A 23408-nucleotide genomic window follows, 5' to 3' on the forward strand; every position below is an offset into this window, starting at 1 on the left:
AGGATAAGAGGGTTACGATGTGGTGGGCCCGCGCCGTGTGCGGGCATCTGTCACGCAGTTCGAATCGAAGTTCCAACTGAAACAGGATTTTCACCGTGGGGAAGGGATTTGAAATTAGGATGTGTCTGTGAGGGTATGAAGCGACGAGAGCTACTCACGAAAGCGGGCACCGTGGCGGCGATCGGTTCGGTCGCGGGCTGTATCGGGTCGCTGGAGACGGACGGCGACGACAGTTCCCCGGGTGCCGGCGGCGACGACACGAGCACGCCGACCGACAGCAGTGACGGCTCCAACGACGACGGCTCCGACGAGGGCGGCTCCGACGACGAGGACGGCTCCGACGGCGAGGGGACGGCGACGGACGGCGACGACTCGTCGAACTCGGACGTCTCGGACGACGGGGAGTCGACCAGCCCCAGCGTGCAGTCCCGGAACATCAGTACGACCGGGTCGGGGTGCGGGTCGACCAGCGAGGCCGCCGTCACGTTCGACGACGGCTCGTCGACGGTGAGCGTCGACGGCTCCATCATGGCGTCTGACCCGTGCCACGTCGCGACGATCGAGCGCGCGTCGATGACCGACGGCACGCTCACGGTCGTCGTCGGGATCGAGGCCGACGACTCCGAGGCGTGCCAGCAATGCCTCGGGCAGGTCCAGTACGAGGCGCGCTTCGCGTTCGCCGACGCGCTGCCGGGCACCGTCGAGGTCCAGCACGCGAGCATGGACGGGACCACGACCGTCACGACCGAGTCGCGGAACGTCCAGCCGCACTGACCGCGCACCGACCGACGGGCACGTCACGTCCTGTCCTTCTTGTCGGAAGCCGACGCAACCGTCGGGTATGTACAGTCGGCGACGGACGCGAAAACCACCAGCAAGCGACGACCGTTCACTGCAAGGACAACGCTTAAGCGACGCCCAACCCTGCGAAATTCTAGGATTATGGGCGCTATAGAGGACGTCTACGAGGACCTCGAGGCCGACGTCTCCTTGGAGGAGTTCGAGGAGGCCGTCGAGGCCAAGGTCGAGCAGATGGGGGGACTGGCCGACGAGGAGACAGCGGCGATGCTCATCGCGCACGAGCTGCGCGACGAGGAGGTCAACGGCATCGCCGACGTGGCGGCGGGGATGGACGAGGTGAAGTTCCTCGCGAAGGTCACCGCCATCGGCGACGTGCGGACGTTCGAGCGCGACGGCGAGGATGCGGAGGACGGCCGTGTCGTCAACGTCGACGTGGCCGACGAGACCGGCTCGCTCAGGCTCGCCTTCTGGGACGAGAAGGCAGGTGCCGCCGAGAACGAACTCGAGGTCGGCCAGGTGCTTCGCGTGAAGGGCCGGCCGAAGGAGGGCTACAACGGTATCGAGGTGAACGTCGACGAGGTCGAGGTCGACGAGGACGCCGAGATAGACGTACAGATCCGGGACTCCTACCGCGTCGAGGACCTCTCGCTGGGGCTCTCGGACGTGAACACGAAGGGCCGTATCCTCGACACCGAGTCGGTCCGCACGTTCGACCGCGACGATGGCTCCGAGGGCAAGGTCGCGAACCTCACCCTGGGCGACCCGACGGGGCGCATCCGTGTGACGATGTGGGACGGGCAGGCCGACACCGTCGAGGAGCTCTCCGCGGGGACGAGCGTCGAGGTGGTCGACGGATACGTGCGCGAGCGTGACGGCAGCCTCGAGCTCCACGTCGGTGAGCGCGGAGCCATCGAGGAGCTGGACGAGGAGATCCAGTACGAGCCCGAGAGCACGGCCATCGAGGCGCTCGAGATGGGCGACACCGTCGACATCGCGGGCGTCATCCGCTCGGCGGACCCGAAGCGCACGTTCGACCGGGACGACGGCTCCGAGGGGCAGGTCCGGAACGTCCGCGTTCAGGACGAGACCGACGACATCCGCGTCGCGCTCTGGGGCGACAAGGCCGACTACGACATCGGACCGGGCGACCGCGTCGCGTTCGCCGACGTGGAGATCCAAGACGGCTGGCAGGACGACCTCGAGGCGTCCGCGGGCTGGCGCGCGAGCGTGACCGTCCTCGACGGGGCGGGCGAGGCCCCCGGCGGCGACGACGGCGACGGTGCCGACGAGCAGGCGACCGGGCTCGACGCCTTCGCCGGCGAGGACGCGGACGACGGTGGTGACGGGACCGAGACGACCGACGACGCGGGCACCACGGTCGCCGACTCGGGCGGTGCCGGCGGCTCCGCCACGGCGTCGCTCCAGGGAGAGGTCGTCGAGTTCACCGGCACCGTCGTGCAGGCGGGCTCGCCGGTCATCCTCGACGACGGCGAGGAGACGATGAGCGTCGAGACGGACGCCGACGTCCACCTCGGGCAGGAGGTCACGGTCCGGGGAACGGTCTCCGGCGGCACCCTCGACGCCGACGACGTGTTCTGAGGCGTCGGTCCGGTCCCGTGCGCACCGAACGACGCTCGCTCCGGGCTGCATCGACCGAGTCCCGGCCGATGCTGGCGTGACGGAAAACTACAAAGGGACGGGCGGACTCGGTTCACGGTATGAGCGTTGAGCTACCGTTCGCCCCGGTGGACTCCATCATCCGACGGAACGCAGGCGACCTTCGGGTCAGCGCCGGAGCCGCAGAGGAGCTGGCGCGGCGCATCCAGCTTCACGGTGCGGACCTGGCCAAGGACGCGGCGGAGGTTGCCACGGCGGACGGGCGGAAGACGCTGATGGCGACGGACTTCGGCGTCGAGGCGTCCATCGACAAGGACGAACTGGAGCTACCGGTCGCCCCGGTCGACCGCATCGCCCGCCTCGACATCGACGACTCGTACCGGGTCGCGATGGATGCCCGCGTCGCGCTCGCGGACATCCTCGAGGACTACGCGGACAACGTCGCGGCCGCCGCCGCGACGCTCGCGCGCCACGCAGACAGACGCACCATCAAGGCCGAAGACATCGAGACGTACTTCGCCCTGTTCGAATGAGATGAAGTTCGGATACAGCCCCCGCTGTCTCGAGCACGACACCGGCCCACGACACCCCGAGACGCCGGACCGGTTGCGGGCCATCCGGGAGGGGCTGAAGCGCAAGCACGGCGTCGAGTACGTCGACCCGGACCCGGCGACGGTCGAGGCCATCACGAACGTCCACGAGAGCGACTACATCGAGGCGGTCCGCGAGTTCTGCGCCGACGGCGGGGGCGACTGGGACCCCGACACGACCGCCGTCGAGGAGTCCTGGGACGCCATGCTGAAGAGCGCGGGGAGCGCGCAGTGGGTCGCGCTCAGCGCGCTCGACGGCGAGCAGGGCCGGGAGACGCCGTTCTCGCTCGGCCGGCCGCCGGGCCACCACGCAATCTACGACGACGCGATGGGGTTCTGTTTCGTCAACAACGTCGCTGTCGCCGCCCAGACGGCCATCGACGAGCGGGACGTAGAGCGCGTCGCCATCGTCGACTGGGACGTCCACCACGGCAACGGCACGCAGGACATCTTCTACGACCGCGACGACGTGTTCTTCGCGTCGGTCCACGAGGACGGCCTCTACCCCGGGACCGGCGACGTCGAGGAGACCGGCGAGGGCGACGGCGAGGGGACGACGATGAACGTTCCCCTGCCGGCCGGTGCCGACACGAGCGACTACGCCACCGTCTTCGAGCGCGCGGTCGAGCCGGCCATCGAGCGGTTCGACCCCGGGCTCCTGCTCGTCAGTGCGGGTTTCGACGCGCATCGACACGACCCGATCTCGCGGATGCGCCTCTCGACGGAGGGCTACGCGGTTCTTACCGACCGCCTCCGCAGCTGCTGCGAGCGCGTCGATGCACCCATCGGGTTCATCCTCGAGGGGGGCTACGGCCTGGACGTGCTCGCCGACGGGGTCGCGATAGTCCACGAGACGTTCGACGGCCGCGACCCCCTCGACCCCGAGGAGGCGGTCACCGATGATGTCGTCGAGCTGCTCGACGAGGTCCGCGCGGCACACAACCTCGACTGAGCTGGCTCACCACCCGCCGCCCGTTCCGGTCGCCGGACCGTGTCAGGGCCGCGGCGAGAAGTAGGCCGCCAGGTCCTCGCCGAACTCCGCGGCGAGCACCGCGACATCGTCACCGACGAGCACCTCGTAATCGTCCTGGAGCGCCCGCTCGACGCCCGCGCCGAGTGCCACGTCGAACAGCCGGTCGCTCCGAAGGAACCCCGCGGCGGTCCTGCAGTCGCGTTCGCGCTCGACCACGTAGCGGTCGTCGTCGACGAACGGCCCGTACGGCGGTGTCTCGTCCATCGCGCCGTACTTCTCGTAGAAGCCGGACGCGTGGTCGCGGACGTGCACGGGTGGACCGGCGTGTCGCTCGACGGCCGGGCGCTCCGCGACGGCGAGCTCGACGAACAGCGCGGCGGTCTCGTCGGCCAACGCGGTCGCCCGGAACGTATCGAAGCCGCGCCGGTCGAGTTCGTCGGTGACACCCGACAGCGACTTGCGGAGCTGCGGCCAGAGCTGGTCCTCGACCACGTCCGGCGGGTCGAAACGCACCGCGACGGGCGTCGTCCCCCGCGTCGCCAGATGGTTCCGCACGTCGGCCGGCGAGAGCCCCTCGAGCTCGCGTGGCTCGAACCGTTCCGGGTCGGGCTCCGCGAGCAGCGCCCGCGCGTGGTGCTGGAACCGCGCGACGTTCGTCGGCGAGACCACCGCGGCGACGTTGCGCTCGTGGTCCGTCGGGTCGACGACGACGAGCGGGTCGTCGAACGACCGCGTCCCGTGGTCCTCGGGGTCGAGTTCGACCTGCGGGTGCCAGTCCGCCGCCGCCGAGACGAGCTCGCGGAACCCCCCGTACTCGAGGACGAGCAGCTCGACGAGGTAGCCCGAGAACCCCTGCGTGCGGAGATCGCTGCCGTAGACACCGATGCCCTTGCAGAACGCCTTCGCGACGCGCACGTCGCCCGCGAGGTCGTCGTCCAGCCGCTCGCTGAGATAGGCGTTGTGGAACGGCGTCCGGTCCACCGCCGACCGGATCTCGGTGGCGCTGTCGACCCGGAAGCACGGCACGAGGTCCACGTCGAACCCCTCGTACTCGCCTTTCACGTACGGGTGCTCGGCGTACTCCTCGTGACCGTCCGGGAGCACCGCGCGGCCGACCTCCAGCCCGTATCGCTCCAGCGTCTCCCGGTCGATGTCCGTCGGGAACCGCACGAATACGTCGATGTCGCGGTCGCCCGCCGTCCAGGTGCCGCGGGCGGTGCTCCCGACCTGGACCACGTCGGCGTCCGCGACGCGCTCCGTGGCTGCTGCCTCCGTCCGCTCGACCAGCTCGTCGGCGACCGACCGGAGCCGCTCTCGCTCCGCGGGCGACGGGTCCACCTGCTCGCGGACCGCCGCAATCGTCGCCTCGAAGGCGTCCTCGCTCATGCTCGCCGGGTACTCGGCGGGCCCGTAAACGGATGTCGATGGGTTGGTGACACGGCACCCGGTCGCGGTAAAGCGAAAGTCTCTTTATATCCGGCAGGCCTACCTGAGAACGCGACGAGCCGTCATAGCTCAGTTGGTAGAGCACCACGCTGTTAACGTGGTGGTCCCAGGTTCGAGCCCTGGTGACGGCGCTTTTCGCAATTTCACACCCGAGCAGCATCGTCTCTAGGCAATCGCGAAGTCCCGAATAGCGAGACACACCAGGGCTCGAGCAGACGAGTCGCAGCCCGCGCAGCGGAGCGAGCAGGACCGTCTCGGCGAGTTCGAGCCCTGGTGACGGCGCTTCTGGTGATTCAGTCCGCGAGGAGTCCCATCTCCGAACAGTCGCCCGGAACCGCCTCCTGCCCGCATTTTCGACACGTCTATTATGCCGGGTCGGGAACTACCGACTATCAGGGCCCTTAGCTCAGCCTGGTTAGAGCGCTCGGCTCATATCGACCGTCGACTCGCGTCGGGTCCGGTCGTGGGACACCGAGTGGTCGATGGTTCGAATCCGTCAGGGCCCATCGACGAAACACCCGTTTCTCCACTCTCAGAAATCAGGACTCTTAGTACTGCGTAGTGCTTTGATTCGGCGTTTCCGGATTTTCTGGAACCCGGCCCTCAGACTCGAAATCGCTCGCCCACGACTGCACGTGGTCCCTGTAGGTCGGATTCGTCCGCCCCATCGTCAGCTCTCCACCCGCTCCTTCGCCTTCTCGGCGTAGTCGATGATCGCGTCCTGGACCGTCTCACCGGTTCCAACAGTCCTACTGCCCGCTTCCTGTGCCCGATACTCGTCGCCGTCTTGCTTCACCCGGATCTGGAAGAGTTGTGCGTAGCGTCCCATCCCAGTAGAGGGGTACGACTGGGAGGATGTAATACCGAGCCAAGGGCGGAGTGAAACTGAAAGTGAAACACCCCGCACTCGCCCGATTCCCAGTTGGTACTAGCGTGGATTAAGTGGGGAGAAGGCGAGGGACAGCGACCGTGGGTTTTGGAAGTGAATCGGGTTGCTCCTCTGGGACAGACTCCCTCCGGATTATCCACATATGAATCGTTCAACATATTCAATAATTCTGCTGGCTGTCATTCCAAGCTACCTTTGATTGTAATGCCCCTGGCGTAAGACCCCTGAAAGCACTGGATTTGACGGTCATCGCATCACTGTCTCGATCGTCACCTTCTCACTGTCGGGGTGCCCACCCGTCGGTGACCACAGCGACCGGAGCGGCAGCTGCTCGGGCCGCGACATCCGGGCCTTCAGGGTGCTTCTCCGCGAGCGAGCCGTATCGGCTCGCGTTGCTCGACCGACTCACTCGGCCGCACAAGTGCGTCGAGTTCGGAGCGTCGTTCAGGCGGGACGACGACTCGTCGGAAGGTGAGCAGGGCCAGGGGGAAGCGCTGCCACGTCGGTGTCGGGAGGGCGTTTCCTGAAGGAGGCTCGTCGTCGTTGGTCACGACCGTCACGTGTTGGCAACCATCTATTTATGTGTTCGAAGGGACACCTTTCTGTGTCCGAAAAAGAGGTCGACCGGCGTCTGTTGTTGACGACATTGGGGACGGGTTGTCTCGGGGCTCTCGCAGGCTGTTCGGGCAGGTCTGGCGACGACGAATCCACACGAGCCGACACGGAGACTGCGGACGGGACCACCGAAGACTCCACCACAACCGGGGAGGATGCGTCGGAGTCCGAACCAACGGAGACTGCAGCCGGCGGCCACTCGATCGAAACGGAGACGACGTTCGAACGGGCGGAGAGCTCCCAGACGCTGGTGGTGAGTACGACGGTCGAGGCCAGTGCCGGAATCGACCGGGTCAATGTGACCGTCGGCGACGAGTCGAGGAGCGTCTCCGGTGGGGGTGAGACAGGCCGTTCGTTCGAGCTGACGTTCCCGGTCGAGGGTGGCCGAGCGTACACCGTCGACGTTGAACTCGTCGACGCGAACGGTGACCGCGACGGACAGACCGTCGAGACCACGCACATCCCGATCCACGTCGACCCAGTCGAGACGGACCGTCTCGTCGGGGTCAACTACTACCCCTGGTTCGGTGAGAAGGCCCCCTCCCACAGCCCTCACCGAGACGACTGGGTCGAGGAATCGACGCTGACGCCGGTGCTCGGCGAGTACGATTCGGCCGACCCGGAGGTCATCGACCAGCATCTGCAGTGGTGTCTCGAACACGGCATCGAGTGGCTCTCGATCAGCTGGTGGGGGCCGGACGACCACCGCGACGAGATCATCCAGCAGGACCTCCGAGCGCGCGAGGCGTTCGCCGACATCCAGTACTCCATCACCTACGAAACGCAGGGTCGACTTGCCGATAACTACCACACGGACGGGATCGATCTCGACGACGACTCGGTCAGGGGACAGTTGGCGGCGGACCTCGAGTATTTCGACGAGAACCATTTCGGCGAACAGAACTACCTCCACATCGACGGCCGCCCGGTACTCTACCTGTACTCCGCGCAGTTGCTCGAGGGTGACGTCGAGGCGGCGTTCGAGGAGATCGCGGCGACGACGGGGGTGGAGCCGTACATCCTCGCCGACCTGCCGACAGCGCGCGTCGTCGATTTCCCCATCTCACGGGTCGCCGACGGGGTGACGAACTACAACCCGTATCATCCCCGCGAGGATATCGAGGAGGTGTTCCACGACCTGTACAAGAGCAGGATCGTGTCGATGTACCTCGGCGCGAGCGCACTGGATGCGGACTTCGTCCCCTCGATAATCCCCGGGTTCGACGATACGGCGGTGACGCACGTCGACCGCGACAACCCGCCGCTCGAACCATCACCGGAACGGTTCGAGCGCTGCTGTGACCAGCTCGACCCCCACATGGGTGACGCCGAGGCGGTTCTCATCACGTCGTTCAACGAGTGGTACGAGAGTACGGCCATCGAACCGGCCGAGGAGTTCGGGACCGACTATCTCGAGCTGACCTCCGAGAAGCTGGCCACGGGCGAGTCCTCGGGGTACGACCAGAACGGCACGATCGTCGAGCTCGACTGGGGGCAGCTGGTCGTCCCGGCGGAGCGAGATTCAGGGAGTGGAGACACGCGGGAACTCGCGTTCATGTGCAACGAACTCACGGTGCTGGACGGTGCAGGTGACCCGCTCGTCTCGTACGACATCGGGAGTGAGGAAGACGAACCGGTGTACATCGGGGGGTCGTTCTTCGCGGAGTCATACGACGGCGAGACCATGCGCTGGTTCGGAACCAGCTACGGGAAGACGACGATGCTGGTCGACGCCGACCGAGACGCCATCGGGGGACTCGAACTTCGCGGCAGCCCGATAACGGAGATGGAGGTCCGGCTCGCAGTCGGCGACCGTTCCGCGGTCACCCGGCTGGAGGACGGCGCACACACGTACCGTCTCATGCTCTGACCGTCGGGCGACGGCGGCCGGCGCCCCCGGTTCTGTCGACTGCTCCCAGCGAACCGTCCCGGTCGAACCGTCGACCCGGATTCCGGGGCAATACCACGGGTATCTGGCATCGTCCCAAGAGTATTAATCGGTGCCACGGCTACGTGGAGCAACGACGTATGACCGACGCCATCCGGGTCCTGCACGTCGACGACGAGCCGGCGTTCCTGACCCTGACCAGTGAGTTCCTCGCGCGGGAGCTCGAGGCCGTCGAGGTCGAGACGACGACCAGCGCAGCCGATGCGCTGGACCGGCTCGACGCGTTCGACCCGGACTGCGTGGTCAGCGACTACCAGATGCCCGAGATGGACGGGCTGGAGCTGCTGGAGGCGGTCCGTGAACGCCGGGAAGAACTGCCGTTCATCCTGTTCACGGGCCACGGCTCCGAGCAGATCGCGAGCAACGCCATCTCCGCGGGCGTGACGGACTACCTCCAGAAGGGGAGCGCGAACGAGCAGTTCCAGCTGCTCGCGAACCGCGTCCGAAACGCGGTCGAGGCGTACCGCACCCAGGAAGCGTTCGAGGAGTCCGAGCGGATGTTCTCCACGCTCATCTCCAACCTCCCCGGCATGGTGTACCGGTGCCGGAACGCGCCCGAGTGGCCGATGGAGTTCGTCAGCCAGGGCTGTCTGGACCTCACCGGCTACCAGCCGTCCCAGCTCGAACGAGGGGACGTGGTCTGGGGCGACGAGGTGCTCCACCCGGAGGACCAGGAGATGGCGTGGGGGGTCGTCCAGAACGCCATCGAGGACGAGGAGTCGTTCGAGGTCACCTATCGTATCCGTCGGCGCGACGGCGCGGTACGCTGGATGTGGGAGCAGGGCCGCGGCGTGTACGACGAGGACGGCGCACTCCTCGCACTGGAAGGGTTCATCACCGACGTGACCGAGCGCGTGCGCTACGAACAGCGCCTCGACGCGCTCAACGAGGTCCTCGGAAAGCTGCTCGAGACCTCGGACAGACACGAGTGCGCGTGGGTCGCGGTCGAGGCCGCGTCTGACTCCCTGGAGTTCCCCATCGCGTCCGTCCGACTGTACGACGGGGAGACGGACGAGCTGGAGCCGGTCGCCGTGACCGACGCCACCGCGGCCGACCTGGAGGAGCGGCTGGCGTTCCCCGGTGAGAACGGTCCCGCCTGGGACGCATACACCACGGGCGAGGTGCAGTGGTACCCCGACATCGCCCCGGAGTCGGTGACCATCGAGTCCCACGCGGACATCCGCTCGTTGCTCGTCCTCCCGCTCGGCCGGTACGGGGCGCTCGTACTCGCGTCACCGACGCCGGACGACTTCGCCGAGACCGACCACAACCTCGCGCGCATCCTCGCGGCGAACCTGCAGTCGGCACTCGACCGTGCCGACCGCGAGCGGGCGGTCCGCGAGCGCGAACGCGAGCTCCGCGACCAGAACGCCCGACTGGAGGAGTTCACGAACATCGTCAGCCACGACCTGCGGAACCCACTCGCCGTCGTCCGCGGGCGGCTCGACCTCGCGCGCGAGACCGGCTCCGACGAGCACTTCGACCGTGCAGAGGCGTCGCTGACACGCATCGAGGACCTCGTCTCCGACATGCTCACGCTCGCCAAACAGGGGATGGTCGTGGGCGAGACGGAGGCGCTCTACCTCGAGGTCGTCGCCCGGCGTGCCTGGGAGGCCGTCGAGACCGACGGGGCCGGCCTCACGGTCGCGTCGGATCTCCCGCTGGTCGCCGACCAGGGGCGGCTCCAGCAGCTCCTCGAGAACCTGTTCGCCAACGCGGTGGAACACGGCTCGACCGGTCGGTCCGCGGCTATCACGGTCGGCGAACTCGACGACGCGTCCGGCTTCTACGTCGCGGACGACGGACCGGGGATCCCCGACGAGCAGCGAGCGCAGGTGTTCGAGCCCGGTTTCAGCACCGACGAACAGGGCACCGGCTTCGGCCTCGCCATCGTCCAGCAGATCGCCCGTGCCCACGGCTGGTCGGTCGCGGCCACCGAGGCCGACGACGGCGGCGCGCGCTTCGAGTTCACCGACGTCGAACTGGTCGAGTGAGCGGGTCTCACGCCGACCGAACGCTTTTCAGCCGCCTCGACGACAGTCCGCCCATGTCCGAGCACACCCTCCGCCCCGCCGAGCCGGCAGACGTTCCGGGTATCCAGCGCGTCGCCCGGGCCGGCTGGCACGCCGCCTACGACGACGCCATGGGGGCCGACACCGTCGACGACTGCATCGACGACTGGTACGACCGGGAGTCGCTCGTGGATGCGATCGAGGACGACGACATCGACTACCTCGTCGCCACGGTCGACGACCGGGTCGTCGGCTACGCGTCCGTCGGCCAGACGGGTGACGACCGCCCCGCGACGGTCGCCGGGCTCTACAGCATCTACGTCCACCCCGACCGCTGGGGAGGCGGCATCGGGACGGAGCTGTTCGAACGGTGCGCCGACCGACTCCGCGACCGTGGCTTCGAGCGGCTCTGCCTCCGGGTCATCGCCGACAACGACGTCGGTCTCTCGTTCTACCGGACACACGAGTTCGAGAAGACCGACGAGGAGACGGTCGAGCTGAAGGGCCAGCCCCTCGTCGAGTACGAGTTCGCCCGCGACCTCTAGACCAGCCGCATCGTCGTCGTCGCATCCGTCGCGAGCAGCAGGTCGAACGGCTCGTCGCCCGGCGCGTTCGCCGGGTCGAGGTAGCCGACGGCGAACGCAGCGTACGTCGTCCCACCCTCGACCTCGACGTCGAACGTCGCGACCGGGTCGCCGCCGCTTGCGGGTCGCACCTCCAGCGTGTACGACCCCGCGGGCACGGTGACGTAGTCCGCCTGCTCACCGTACCCCACCCCCTCGAACAGCGCGTCGCCGCTCGACGCGACAGTCACCGTGACCGGCGGGGCGTCCGGCGACGCGTGGAACAGACTCACCGCCGCCTCGTCCGAGCCGGGCGACGGCGGGTCGTCCGTGAGTACGTCCACCGAGAACTCGTCCGTGGTGAGGTTCCCGAACGCGACGGCGGTGTAGTTCGTGTCCGCCTGGACCGTCACCATGTCATCGAACGCGACGGTGCTCTCGTCGCCCGCCGCCGTGATGCGCACCGCCCGCTCACCCGCCGGTGCCGTCAGATAGTCGCTGATCGTCCCGAACGACACCCCCGTCAGCACCGCCTCGTCGTCGACGTACACGTCCACGGCCGGCGCGTCCGGCGACGCATGGACCACCCGGAGCCGCCCCGAGCCGCCGGTCGTCGTCGTCTGCTCCTCGGTGGTCTCCTGCTCGGTCGTCCCGTCGCTGGTCCCTTCCGTCGTTCCCTCCGTCGTCTGCATACCGCCGTCCGTGGTGCCCGCGGTCGTTCCCATCGGGCCGGTCCCGGTGCCGTTCCCTGTGCTGTTGTTGCCGCCGTCGCCGGTGTCTGCACAGCCCGCCAGCGTCGCTGTCGCCAGTCCGGCTGTCAGCTGGAGCACGCGTCGCCGTCGGAGGTCATCTGGTTTCATACGGACCAAACCGTCGGGGGACGGACGTGTAAGTCTGGTTTCGGGTTCGCCGGCAGTTAGGGGCCAGCGGGCGGCAGGTCGACCCACCGTCTGCATCCGGCTCCCGACGGCTGGTTACCACGCTACCGATTCGAAATCCTTTTTTAGTGCATCCACCGAAGTCAGAGTGCGCGCCGCCTTAGCTCAGACTGGGAGAGCACTCGACTGAAGATCGAGCTGTCCCCGGTTCAAATCCGGGAGGCGGCATAGACTTCTCGGTTCACATGCCGGAACGACAATCCCCTCAGAGAGGGCTCTATTCGCCCGTTCTGGGATCGGGGGTGAGCCGCGGTGCAGCTGATCGAGACCGCGCCCCACGAGTTCGCGGCCCACTTCCTGTTCGACGAGTTCGGGCTGGACCCCTTCTTCGCGTGCAACCGTCGCGTGAAGGACGGCGACGGGAGTGTCGAGGCGAAGTTCGAGTGCGACGGCGAGACGTGGGTCGCGCGGCTCTCCTATCGGGGCTCCGGGCTCGAACATCCCGGCGACCGGCTGCCGGGCGGGACCGAGTTCCTGCTCGAGGAGATGCGCGAGTTCGATATGCATATCGAGAGTGATGACGACCCACTCGGTGAGCGGAGCGCACATATCCATATCATGCCGCGCTGGCAGGGGATGCGGAGCGAGAGCGGGCAGGACATCCCCGTCCCACCGGACATCGACGAGGCGGTGAATCTCCACGTTCAGGGGTCGAACATCGAGTTCGAGGAGTACCAGACCCTGATTCGGAAGGCGATGAGCGCCGTCGGCGTCGACGGCTACTACTTTCGGTCGCTGCACGAGTTCTCGACGGTGCTCGACGCGGAGCGGTACGTGCGAATCCAGGAGAGCGTTAGTGGGAAGGTCCACGCCCGGGACGGTCCCATCGCCCAACTCGGGCATCTCTTGGAACACGACCGGACTGGGCGACGCAAGCTCGTGCAGTTCGACAGCGACGAACGCGGTCGTGACCAGCCGGGCTACTACCACACAGCGACACTCGGTCCGCGCCGTATCCAGGAGGCGTTCCCGTCGCATGAGCTGCCGAAAGAGGTGAAGCACTACTACGCCCAGGAAGCAGCTGGGATGAGCTCGGACCGCGAACTTGCCCATCCGAAGGTGGGTGTGTCCTACCAGAAGTCGTTCTGGAAAGACAAGCTGGACCCCTCAGTGGAGGGGCTGGACCAACTGACGTGTGAGATCGAAGAGACGCTCCTGAGTGTGCTCGCGGAGGCAGGAATCCCGCTCCGGCCCGGGTCTGGTTCCTACGTCGAGGATGCGTACTTCGAGCCGGTCGAGTCCGAGAGGGCCCGGACGCTCGTCGAGTTGGACTTCACGCAGATCAAGCACCGCCAGGAGTCCGTCGTCATCAAGCACATCGCCGACGGCATCGCGCCAACCGCGTGGGACGCGCTTGAGGTGCTCGTCACAGACGGTGGCGAGGTGAGTCCGAAGGATATCGCCGAGGAGAAAGACAGGCATCCGAGTAGTGTCCGGCGAGCGCTGAATCGGATTCCCGAACTCGTCGAGCGGGAGTACGGCAGCGTCTCGTTGAGGTCGGACTACATCGCGGAGTTGGTCCACGACGCTGTCTCCGAGGCACGTGAGGCGACTCGTCGCGCTGCGGAGGCTGGTGCAAAGGCTATCGAGGCGGCCGAGCGTGGGCTCGACGAGGGTACCAGCGCGTTCATCGCGTGGGCCGCCAAGCACGACATCGACGTCACGGACTACGACGATGTGGAATTGCGGTTGGACTTCGGGTCCGTCGACGACATCCGCCGGAAGCTCCGTGAGGGATTCGAGCTGTGGCGACATGCGGACTTACCGGAGTCGCGGTATCGGATGGCGAAGGTCAGATACGAGAAGAAGGTGAGTTCAGATCTCCGCTCGGTAGACACGAGTGAGACGAAATCGTATGCTACGACGGCGTGGCACTACCTCGACTGAAGCGGTTTGAGGAGTGGCAACACTATCGAACACCCCCGAAAACGGGGGTCGCGCGCGGTTTCGAGCTGATTCTCAGCGGTAAGTCGAACCCCCCGTGGTGCTGAGAATGCTGTAAGGTGTTTTGTGAGAGTGCCCTTAGGCACACGTCTAAGAGGATACCTAACACTCTGTGCATCGAGTCAATTCTGAAGTTTAGTAAAAACGGGAGTTGTAGTTGTTAGAAAGCGCGTCGTCCGATACGCCGATCGCGGTCCGACTTGACCACTTCGTCTACTCTATCTTGCAAACCTTCGAATTCATCTCCTCTCACTTCAGAAAGACTTCCATCTTCATCGGTCGATCTCGGACTGAAGGCCAAGTATTGCAATATATTATATACTAGTTTAGACTTCCGCTCGAACATTACCTCGTATGTCCATGATTTATCTACTCTCTCCGCGGCGTCCGACTCCCAGACAGGGTCGTCGTTACCCAGCTCTTCGAAGTCTGATTCCTCCATTGAGATGTGCTCAGAATTAGCAAATTCGGAGTCTATTCCCCCATTAAAGTAGTCATTGACGACAACTGGGAGGTAATCATCTTTTGCATAAACTGGGAGTTTTTTTGACATCAAGTCGTTGGAGTTATCTATATTATCGAAATCGACTAGAAGCAGAAGATTCCCAATGTCATCAATAAATCTATTCGAGATTTCGTCTTGGATCTGCTCGATGTCATCTTCGTCGACATCCCCGCTCAGTTCCTCTGGGTCTATATCGCCATTCTTCAACGAGGGCACTCCTTCATCGATTAGTTGCTGCACTGCCTCGGAAATTGGCGGGCGGTCACCGTTGTCTGCTGTTCTGAAGAAATACTCTAACCATGCATAGTCACCAGGGTCATTGCCAGATTGAGTTCGATTACTGCGGTTCGAAATTGGCGATTGGGGTAAAATGTGTTCTACTTCGACATCGGAATAATCTTGGACGGATAACCCGATATCGTTCTCCTCGAGGTATCTGCTTGTCGTTCTTTGCAGGACACATTGGGCAGTCGAGCCGGTTGTCCACCCCCGGTTTTTCACCATCTGATAGATCATTCCGTCCTCAAATAGGTCGGGAGCTTTGTCACGAACTTCTCCAGCGAGGTCGTCTACTATAGCAGCACTGTCGAATTTATCGTCTCCCGATCTACTTCTGAACGACTGCACGGTTTGGACGTAGGCCCCTTCGATCGCCGCCCCGCTCCGGTCACTAATCGATTGACGAAGGGTCACCACTTCAATCGCATCGAACACATCATAGAGGAAGTCTCCTATATCACCTTCATCGTAATCCGCTGGTGCTTCTTCATCTGTTTTCATGTAGATGTAGGGTGCTAAGGCATACCACTGCGTAGCACCTATCTTGTGGCCTACTCGGTCAATTATGCGTTTTACTTCCTGCCGCCTTGAATCATCAATTTCTCTACTAAAGTTACTGAGACTAGCGTTGGTCAGGTTGTGGTAATATTTCGAAAACTTTGATACATCAGTCACTAGATCTGCAGCATTTTCTTTGGTGAGCCGGGGGGTGACATTTGAGTCGTCAGAGACAGATCGGTCAAAGAAATTCATTAGCTCGCTTCGAGCATCTGAGACATCGTCTACTGAGTCTTCGGTGGCCGCGACGTAATATACCAACATATTTTCGATGTCATCTTTGTCTCCTCCAAGTCTTGCTAGTGTATCTCGCCATTCGTCCATAGGACCACTATCGTCTTCACCGACCAATCTGTGTTTAATTCTTGCTCGTATTTTGTCAACGTTATGAAGGGGCCTTCCTTTATCATTAATGGACTGGAAAATATCTAACCGCAGATCCGGGTTTGGTCTAGTAATCAGACACCGATCTACTACGATTGCGTGTAAAATGAAAGAAGAAAAATTCATCGTAATGTTTGCCCGCTCTTCTAATTCTCCATTGGTCAACTCATCGTGTAGCTCATCAATGAGTCCATACGACTCCTCATAGGCGTTGAACATCCTTTCATGGGATGTCTCAAACCGGATATAGTCATCTAAATGTGACTCATTGTCATCCTCATCTGGATCTTCTGCAAATGGCTGCTGCTCCTTCAGATCGATATCCGTATTGGTCTTTAGAGGAGCTTGAATCAAATCTATAAGCTCTTCGATTGTTTTGACCCGAGGCCTCATTTTTCCGGAGACATTATCATCCACACCCTCTAGCTTCGACACAAGTACATCTCGAACTTTTGTATGCCAGTTCTCCGGATACGCTGCGAGAGCTGCAAAGAATTCTTCATCCTCTGAATTCATGATTACAGAAGGGTCAGTCCCCGAGAATGCCGAATCCAACTCTGTCTTTATATCTGTGAGATCAGACTGTAACTCGAACTTCCCTTCGTTTTGTGCTTCCTGTTCTAGGCTATTGCAATAATCATAGAGAGCCTTTAATAACAATTGGAAGGTTGCTAGCCTTTGCTGACCGTCGACTATATCAAGTTCTTCATACTGCGACTCGGTTCCGGGCTCGGCCAAATAGACGCCACCCATATACAATCCCGCCAAATCAGTCATTTCTCCCAGATCTTCTGGGATCGGTTGAAGTTCATTGAAGCTACTTTTTAGTGTGTTCCAGAAATCCCTTCGATCAGACGAATCCCATGAATAATTTCGTTGATATTCCGGAATTCGAAACTTCGACTGATCGATTACTTGAACCCACGATCTCTCTCGAACTTCCAAAGCCTCACGGACTGTTACTGATTCTGAATCGAGATTTTTCAACAGATGGCTTTCACTGAATTGAGGCACATCTTCGTTGTCTACGGAATCCACCAATAGTTTTGGGGTGGTTGACAATACGGAAATATGATAATAGACTTGTCCCACTAACCGATTAAATTCTCCCGGATTCAGTGCCTTCTGACCCTCTCGACTGGGCTCCAAGGTGTGGTTTACAATCGGTTCGTCTGTACGATTCGATTATGGTGCGAATCGATGATGCTGGAAGCGAGACGAAGTGCTGGCTCTCCCGTGAGGAACTGGACCAGCTCGAGCGCGAAGTCGGGTCGAGTGACTGGCAGCGGGAGATCGCCGTGCAACTGATGGGCCGATGTGGGCTCCGGGCGTCGGAGGTGTCATATCCGGCTGACGAGCATCTTCGCTGGTCCGAGGATGGAGACATCTGGTTGTTCGAGGTACGGGGAAAGAACACGCGAGGCGGGCAGCGGAAGGTTCGAGACGCATGGATGCCTGAAGCCGTAGCTGACGACGTCCACAAGTACAGTCGCGAGCGTGGTCTGGCTCCGACCGAGTCGTGGGTCCAGGCATCGACTCCCTCGGTTCGCCGCTGGGTGAAGGAGGCAGTTGAGGAGATTGCGGACCGTCGGGACGACGAGCGATGGCGGGATGTCTCGTCGCACGACCTTCGTCGGTCGTGGGCGACCCACCATATGGTCGAGCGGCAGGTCGACGTGCGGACGATGATGGCGGTGGGTGGGTGGTCGGACTACTCGGCCATCGAACCGTACCTGAAGGAACCCTGTGTTTCTGACCGACGACCGTAGCCAACCATCAGAGCACGAGCTGTCGTTCGCGACCGAGATGGTCGATTGAGACGGACCCTGGACCGCGTCTCAGGCGACCGCTTCCGGAACGTCCAGCGGCTCCGCAGCGCGCCGGTACTTGCGGTAGAGTTCGGCAGCCCACTCGCGGGCGTCGGGGTCGTCGGTCACCACGGAGGCGACGGGCAGGGAGGTCTCGCTGTCGAAGCCGCCGACGATGACGACGTCGTCGATGATGCCCATGGTGAACGGGAGGTCGGGGTGGGTGTACAGCGACGGTGCCTCGGCACTGGCGATGGTGTCGAACGCCTCTTCGGACGCGTTCTGGTCGGCTTCGAGTGCCAGCGGCGTACAGATGGACTCGAAGTCGACGTCGTTCTGGGCGTGCTCGACGCCCAGCTTGGTGACCGCGGGCGGGCAGCCGGCGACGACCAGGGTCCGGCAGCGGTCGAACGACTCGAAGTGTTCGAGCCAGGGTTCGACCGGGGCGCTCGGGTTCTGTGGCGTGGCGACGGCGAGTTCGGCGTCGGCGAAGCGGTGGATGTTTCGCGTGAGTTCCGGTGCGGAGAGCTGGGAGAGCAGTGGTTGCAGTCGGTCGATGGCGGTCATGGAGCGCTCGAACCGCTCGGCGGCATCGATGGCGGCACAGCCCGCTCCGGTCGCGCGGTAGCCCGTCGGCGTCTGTTCGAGCAGTCCCTCCTCGGTGAGCGCGGAGGTCCGGCGGTAGGCCGTCGCGCGGGAGATGTCGAGTTCGTCCTGCAGGGTCGACCGGTCCACCGACCGATCACGGGTCGCTTCGAGCACCGGGACCCGGTTCAGCACCTTCAGATACTCGTGTTCGTGTTGGTTCATGTGGGATTCTCGAAGTTACGGATGGTAAGCGTTTCGGCAGAATCTCACGGGGTGAAACATCGTCTCACTCAATGCCTATAATCCGGGTTCGGCCCTCACCGTCTACATGGATGCGACAGGGGCGACGGGAGCTGCCGGCTCCGGTCGGCAGCGGCGACCTGCAGGGAGGAGGATTGCGTGACGACGAATCCAGGGGGGAGATGGGGGGTGGTCACGTTCTCGGTGCTGCTGGTTGCGGCGATGCTCGCGGCCGCGTCCGTCGCCGTCGTCGGCGTCGCTGGCGCATCCGACAGCTCGCCGGCACCGGACTGTAGTACGGTCTCGTGGACGACACAGACCGTCTCTGGGGAGACGTACTACGAGGTCGACAGCCTGGAGACGCTCCAGTGCATCGAGAGCCAGGGGCTCGACAGCAACTACATCCTGACCGACAGTATCGACGCGAGCGAGACCGCGACCTGGAACGGCGGGAGCGGGTTCGACCCGATCGGCGACGAGAACAACGAGTTCACCGGGACCTTCGACGGCAACGATCACACGATCTCGGGACTGACCATCGACCGGGGTGGGACGTACTCCGTTGGCCTGTTCAGTGAGGTTGCGTCGGGCGGAACGATCACGGCGGTTGGTCTCGAAGGTGGGTCCGTCACCGGCGCGAGAAGGACCGGACAGCTCGCCGGGTTCAACGATGGGACGGTCGAGGACTCCCACGCGACTGGCGAAGTCTCCGGGACCGAGCGGGTCGGCGGCCTGGTGGGCCGAAGCGATGGGACGATTCGTCGCTCCTACGCGAGCGGGGAACCCACTCGTGGTACCGATTGGATCGGCGGACTGGTCGGTTTCAATCGGGGGACGGTCGATCGCTCCTTCGCTGCACGCGCCGTCGTCGGAGAGGGGGGCGGTTTCGATGGCGCTTCTGCCGGCGGGCTCGTCGGGGCCTCCACGGGAACGATAGCGGATTCCTACGCCACTGGCACGGTAACTGCAAGCTGGTTCGTCGGTGGACTGCTCGGGTCGTACCAGGCGGACGACGGGGGGACGACGCGGCGGTCCTACGCCACTGGAGCCCTCAGTATCGACGACGAGACCCAGGGGATCGGTGGCCTCGTCGGTGGTTCCGCTGTTAGTGATACCACCGTGGAAAACGCCTACTGGGACGTGGGAACGACGAACGAGGCGAGCGTCAGTGGGCAGTCGATCGGGACGGTGACCGGCGTCAGCGGCTTCGGGTCGACGGCCGACACCGCGCCCGCCCCCGAGATGCAGGGGGCGAGTGCGGAGACGAACATGCCCGCCCTCGACTTCACGAGCACGTGGGAGACGGTCGAGAGCGAGGACCCGGACGCGGCGATGGACGGCTATCCGATACTACAGGGACTCGACCGGACCGCACAGCTGCGAGCGCAGGGCAACACGCCGGACACTGCACCGACGGCGACGGACTGCGCCGACCTCTCCTGGACGACACGGGAGATCACGGGCGCGACGTACTACGAGGTCGACAGCCTGTACAAACTCCAGTGTATCGAGCAGCAGGGACTGGGGAACGACTACGTGCTGACCGGAGACATCGACGCGGGTCCGACGGCCGGGTGGAACGGCGGCAGCGGGTTCGAGCCGCTCGGTGACTCCGATACCGGATTCACGGGCACCTTCGACGGCGACGGCTACACGATCTCGGGACTGACCATCGACCGACCGGGGACGGAGGACGTCGGTCTGTTCGGTTACGTCGGTTCGGCGGGGACGATAGCGAACGTCACGCTTGAGGGCAACGTCACCGGACAGCTCCGGGTTGGACAGCTAGTCGGTCTTAATGATGGGACGATCGAAGCTTCCGCTGCCACAGGTCTCACCAACGGGTACAGGAACGTTGGCGGACTGGTCGGCCGTAGCGATGGGGCGATTCGTCGCTCCGCCGCCACTGGGCAACGTACTAGTGAAACTAAGGCCGCTGGGGGGCTGGTCGGCCAAAGCTTCGGGACGATCGACCGTTCCTACGCCACTGGAGACGTCGACGCAGACACGCTTGCTGGCGGGCTGGTCGGCCACAACGAGGGGACGATAGCGGATTCCTACGCCACCGGAACGGTCACCGCAGGGTACACTGCCGGTGGGCTGGTCGGGAAGAACACCGGTGCGGATCCTAGTGGTATTGGTCTCGGGACAGTCAGGCGCTCCTACGCCACCGGGACCGTCACTGCCACTGAAGGCGACGCGGAGGCCGGTGGGTTGGCTGGTCGCAACGAGCGACCGGACGGCGACGGCACTATCGAGAACTCCTACTGGGACGTGGGAACGACGGGTCAGGAATGCGCGGGCGGAGACGGTGGTATCCTAACCGACAACGCTGGTTTCGGTTCGGTGGGCGATAGCACCCCGGCGGCGAACGCCACGGGCGACGCCGTCTACGACACCATGCCCGCGCTGGATTTCGACGCGACGTGGACCGTCACCAGCGACTATCCCCGCCTCCAGTGGGAGGGCGTCGACACACTCGTCGTCGAGTCGCTCGGTGCCACGGACCCAGCTGTCGGTGAGAACGGGACCGGGAGCATCACGGTGACGGCGACGGACAGCGAGGGGGGTCCCGTCGAGGGCGCGACCATCGAGGTGACGAACGCCGACGGTCTCCCGGGACTCTCCGGCGAGGCGGTCACCGACGCGAACGGGCAGGCGACGTTCCCGTTCACCGCGGGGATGCCGGACGACCACGCCCCGGAGTTCGCCTGGAAGTACGACGACGAAGTCGGCGAGACCGTCGCGACGCCGTCGTCCGTCACCGTCCTCGACGCGCCGGACGTCGACTCTATCACGCGGACCAGTGCGAGTCCGACCAGCGCCGACGGCGTCGACTTCGACGTGACGTTCTCCGAGAGCGTCGTCGGTGTCACGGCGGACGACTTCGTCGCGACGCAGGCGGGCGGTGACGTGTCCGGGACCGTCTCGGCCGTAACTGGGTCCGGGAGCACGTACACCGTCACCGTCGACTCCATCACCGGCGACGGCGACCTCCGTCTCGACGTGACCGACGACGACAGCATCACGAGCGACGGGACCGGCGTCGAACTGGGCGGTGCGGGGACGACCGGGGCGGGCGACGGTGGGTTCACCGGTGGCGAGACGGTCGTCATCGACAACACGGCCCCGACCGCGGACGCTGGTTCCGACCGGGCCGTCGACGAGGGAACGACGGTGACGTTCGATGCCTCGAACTCCTCGGACGACGACGCGATCGCGTCCTTCGAGTGGGCCTTCGGCGACGGCTCGGCGAACGCGACCGGCGCGACGCCGACGCACACGTACGACGACGCCGGCGACTACACGGTCACCCTGGCCGTCACCGACGCGAGCGGCAACACTGCCACCGAGACGGTGACCGTGGCGGTCCAGCGGGACGACGACGACGGCGCTGCCCCGGACAACTGGAACGCCATCCCGACCGCGAACGCCGACTCGTACAGCCTGTCGGCGGGAGCACGCCTCGACGTGGCGACCGGGGATGGACTGCTGGCGAACGACAGCGACCTCGACGGCGCGGTGAGCGACCTCACCGTCTCGGTCGTGGACGGCCCGACCGACGGCTCGCTCGACCTCGGCTCCGATGGGTCGTTCACGTACACGCCCGACGACGGCTTCACCGGCACGGACTCGTTCACCTACGCAGTGTCCGACCTGGCGGGCGCGACCGACAGTGCGACGGTCACACTCGTCGTCGACGATGGAGTCGAACGGACCGTGTTCGAGGACCCGGAGACGATCCGCCGGCTCCTCGAACTGCCGGCGAACACGACCCCGACGTACGCGGAACGAGTAGCGGTGTCGGCGGAGCAGTCGGGCTCCCCGTCCGTCACCTTCACGTCGAACTCGACCGTCTCCTCGGTTCGGTTCGGGGCAGACACCGAGGCGGGCGGCAACCTCACCGTGACGGTGTTCGCCACGAACGCCTCGCTCCCCGACGGCGTCCCCGGACGGGTGCTCGTGCCGCTCCGGCTCACCGGCTCGCAGGCGGTCGAGAACGCGTCCGCGACCGTCCGGATGCGAGTCCCACGGGCCGAGCTCCGGGCGGCCGGTGCGAACGCATCCGCAGTCCGGGTCGCACACCACGCCGGGGGCGTGTGGGAGCTGCTGGACGCGACCGTCGTCGACGAGACCGACGATTCGGTGACCGTCGAGGTCACGACGACCGGCTTCTCGCCGTTCGCGGTGACCGCGGTCGGGACCCCCGAGGCGACGTTCTCGGCGCTCCCGGTCGCGGTGACGGCCGGCGACGAACTCGCGCTCGATGCGAGCGAGTCGTCGACGCCGTACGGGCACCTCACGAGCTACGAGTGGTCGGTCGCTGGACGGGAACGGTCCGGCGAGACCACGACGGTCACGCTCGACGAGCCGGGCGAGTACACGGTCGCGCTGACGGTGACGAACGACGCCGGTCGCACGGCCACCGCGACGGAGGCGGTGACCGTCGAGGAGTCAGCACCCTCGACGGAGACGCCGACCGCTACTGGCACGCCGACCGCGGGTGGGATGCCGACCGAGACAGCTGGCGGGACGCCCTCCTCGACAAGTTCGTCGGAGGACGGTGGGACACCGGTCGAGACGACTACCGATGCGGCCGAAACCACACCGAACGGGTCGGGCGGGCTCGGCCTCGGCCCCGCCGGCTCCATCGTGGCGATACTGGCGCTCTCGGTCCTCGCGGCACGGCGTCGCTGACCGGACCGAAAT

15 protein-coding genes and 3 tRNA genes are annotated in these 23408 nt (G+C 64.5%); 13 read left to right on the forward strand and 5 right to left on the reverse strand.

Annotation, left to right across the window (positions count from 1 at the left end; translation table 11 throughout):
• The first annotated feature begins 135 nt into the window (after positions 1–135).
• The 4 genes from NOW55_RS08360 (at position 136) to NOW55_RS08375 (ending at position 3960) form a co-directional block, all read left to right on the forward strand.
• Positions 136–774, forward strand: coding sequence for a hypothetical protein (locus NOW55_RS08360; protein WP_256399644.1), 639 nt, complete (start codon positions 136–138; stop codon positions 772–774).
• Positions 775–942: 168 nt separating this feature from the next.
• Positions 943–2400 carry a single-stranded DNA binding protein gene (locus tag NOW55_RS08365; protein ID WP_256399645.1) on the forward strand — a complete coding sequence of 486 codons (1458 nt, stop codon included), beginning with the start codon at positions 943–945 and terminating at the stop codon, positions 2398–2400.
• A 119-nt stretch (positions 2401–2519) separates the two neighbouring features.
• Complete coding sequence (locus NOW55_RS08370) at positions 2520–2951, forward strand: histone (protein ID WP_256399646.1); 432 nt, start codon at positions 2520–2522, stop codon at positions 2949–2951.
• Between the two features lies 1 nt (position 2952).
• The gene (locus NOW55_RS08375; RefSeq protein WP_256399647.1) at positions 2953–3960 is read left to right on the forward strand and encodes a histone deacetylase family protein; all 1008 of its coding nucleotides are present in this window, start codon (positions 2953–2955) and stop codon (positions 3958–3960) included.
• A 42-nt stretch (positions 3961–4002) separates the two neighbouring features.
• Here NOW55_RS08375 and cca read toward each other — a convergent pair whose 3' ends face one another.
• Positions 4003–5367, reverse strand: coding sequence for a CCA tRNA nucleotidyltransferase (gene cca / locus NOW55_RS08380; protein WP_256399648.1), 1365 nt, complete (start codon positions 5365–5367; stop codon positions 4003–4005).
• A gap of 118 nt (positions 5368–5485) precedes the next feature.
• Here cca and NOW55_RS08385 point away from each other — a divergent pair.
• Positions 5486–5558: transfer RNA gene (locus NOW55_RS08385), tRNA-Asn, on the forward strand.
• Between the two features lie 264 nt (positions 5559–5822).
• A tRNA-Ile gene (locus tag NOW55_RS08390) sits at positions 5823–5933 on the forward strand.
• 164 nt (positions 5934–6097) lie between these two features.
• Here the strand turns inward: NOW55_RS08390 and NOW55_RS08395 are convergent.
• On the reverse strand, positions 6098–6256 hold the full coding sequence (locus NOW55_RS08395) for a hypothetical protein (RefSeq protein ID WP_256399649.1): 159 nt from the start codon (positions 6254–6256) through the stop codon (positions 6098–6100).
• A gap of 928 nt (positions 6257–7184) precedes the next feature.
• Between NOW55_RS08395 and NOW55_RS08400 the strand changes: the two genes are divergently transcribed.
• From NOW55_RS08400 to NOW55_RS08410, 3 genes are all read left to right on the forward strand, one after another.
• Complete coding sequence (locus NOW55_RS08400; RefSeq protein WP_256399650.1) at positions 7185–8801, forward strand: glycoside hydrolase family 99-like domain-containing protein; 1617 nt, start codon at positions 7185–7187, stop codon at positions 8799–8801.
• A 158-nt stretch (positions 8802–8959) separates the two neighbouring features.
• A complete protein-coding gene (locus NOW55_RS08405; RefSeq protein ID WP_256399651.1) occupies positions 8960–10873 on the forward strand; it encodes a hybrid sensor histidine kinase/response regulator in 1914 nt (637 codons plus the stop codon).
• Positions 10874–10926: 53 nt separating this feature from the next.
• Positions 10927–11436 carry a GNAT family N-acetyltransferase gene (locus NOW55_RS08410; RefSeq protein ID WP_256399652.1) on the forward strand — a complete coding sequence of 170 codons (510 nt, stop codon included), beginning with the start codon at positions 10927–10929 and terminating at the stop codon, positions 11434–11436.
• On the opposite strand, the gene NOW55_RS08415 is transcribed toward NOW55_RS08410, so the two are convergent.
• Complete coding sequence (locus tag NOW55_RS08415) at positions 11433–12314, reverse strand: DUF4397 domain-containing protein (protein WP_256399653.1); 882 nt, start codon at positions 12312–12314, stop codon at positions 11433–11435. The genes NOW55_RS08410 and NOW55_RS08415 overlap by 4 nt on opposite strands.
• A 172-nt stretch (positions 12315–12486) precedes the next feature.
• Here NOW55_RS08415 and NOW55_RS08420 point away from each other — a divergent pair.
• A tRNA-Phe gene (locus NOW55_RS08420) sits at positions 12487–12560 on the forward strand.
• A gap of 84 nt (positions 12561–12644) precedes the next feature.
• A complete protein-coding gene (locus NOW55_RS08425) occupies positions 12645–14279 on the forward strand; it encodes a DUF7845 domain-containing protein (RefSeq protein WP_256399654.1) in 1635 nt (544 codons plus the stop codon).
• 217 nt (positions 14280–14496) lie between these two features.
• On the opposite strand, the gene NOW55_RS08430 is transcribed toward NOW55_RS08425, so the two are convergent.
• On the reverse strand, positions 14497–17100 hold the full coding sequence (locus NOW55_RS08430) for a DUF262 domain-containing protein (RefSeq protein WP_256399655.1): 2604 nt from the start codon (positions 17098–17100) through the stop codon (positions 14497–14499).
• 149 nt (positions 17101–17249) lie between these two features.
• Between NOW55_RS08430 and NOW55_RS08435 the strand changes: the two genes are divergently transcribed.
• Complete coding sequence (locus tag NOW55_RS08435; protein ID WP_256399656.1) at positions 17250–17831, forward strand: tyrosine-type recombinase/integrase; 582 nt, start codon at positions 17250–17252, stop codon at positions 17829–17831.
• A 69-nt stretch (positions 17832–17900) separates the two neighbouring features.
• Here NOW55_RS08435 and NOW55_RS08440 read toward each other — a convergent pair whose 3' ends face one another.
• Positions 17901–18680 (reverse strand): helix-turn-helix transcriptional regulator, encoded by a 780-nt coding sequence (locus NOW55_RS08440; protein WP_256399657.1) that lies wholly within the window; start codon positions 18678–18680, stop codon positions 17901–17903.
• A gap of 207 nt (positions 18681–18887) precedes the next feature.
• Between NOW55_RS08440 and NOW55_RS08445 the strand changes: the two genes are divergently transcribed.
• Positions 18888–23396 (forward strand): PKD domain-containing protein, encoded by a 4509-nt coding sequence (locus NOW55_RS08445; RefSeq protein WP_256399658.1) that lies wholly within the window; start codon positions 18888–18890, stop codon positions 23394–23396.
• Positions 23397–23408 lie beyond the last annotated feature (12 nt).

Source organism: Haloarchaeobius litoreus (assembly GCF_024495425.1).
In the GTDB taxonomy this organism is placed as follows: Archaea; Halobacteriota; Halobacteria; order Halobacteriales; family Natrialbaceae; genus Haloarchaeobius; species Haloarchaeobius litoreus.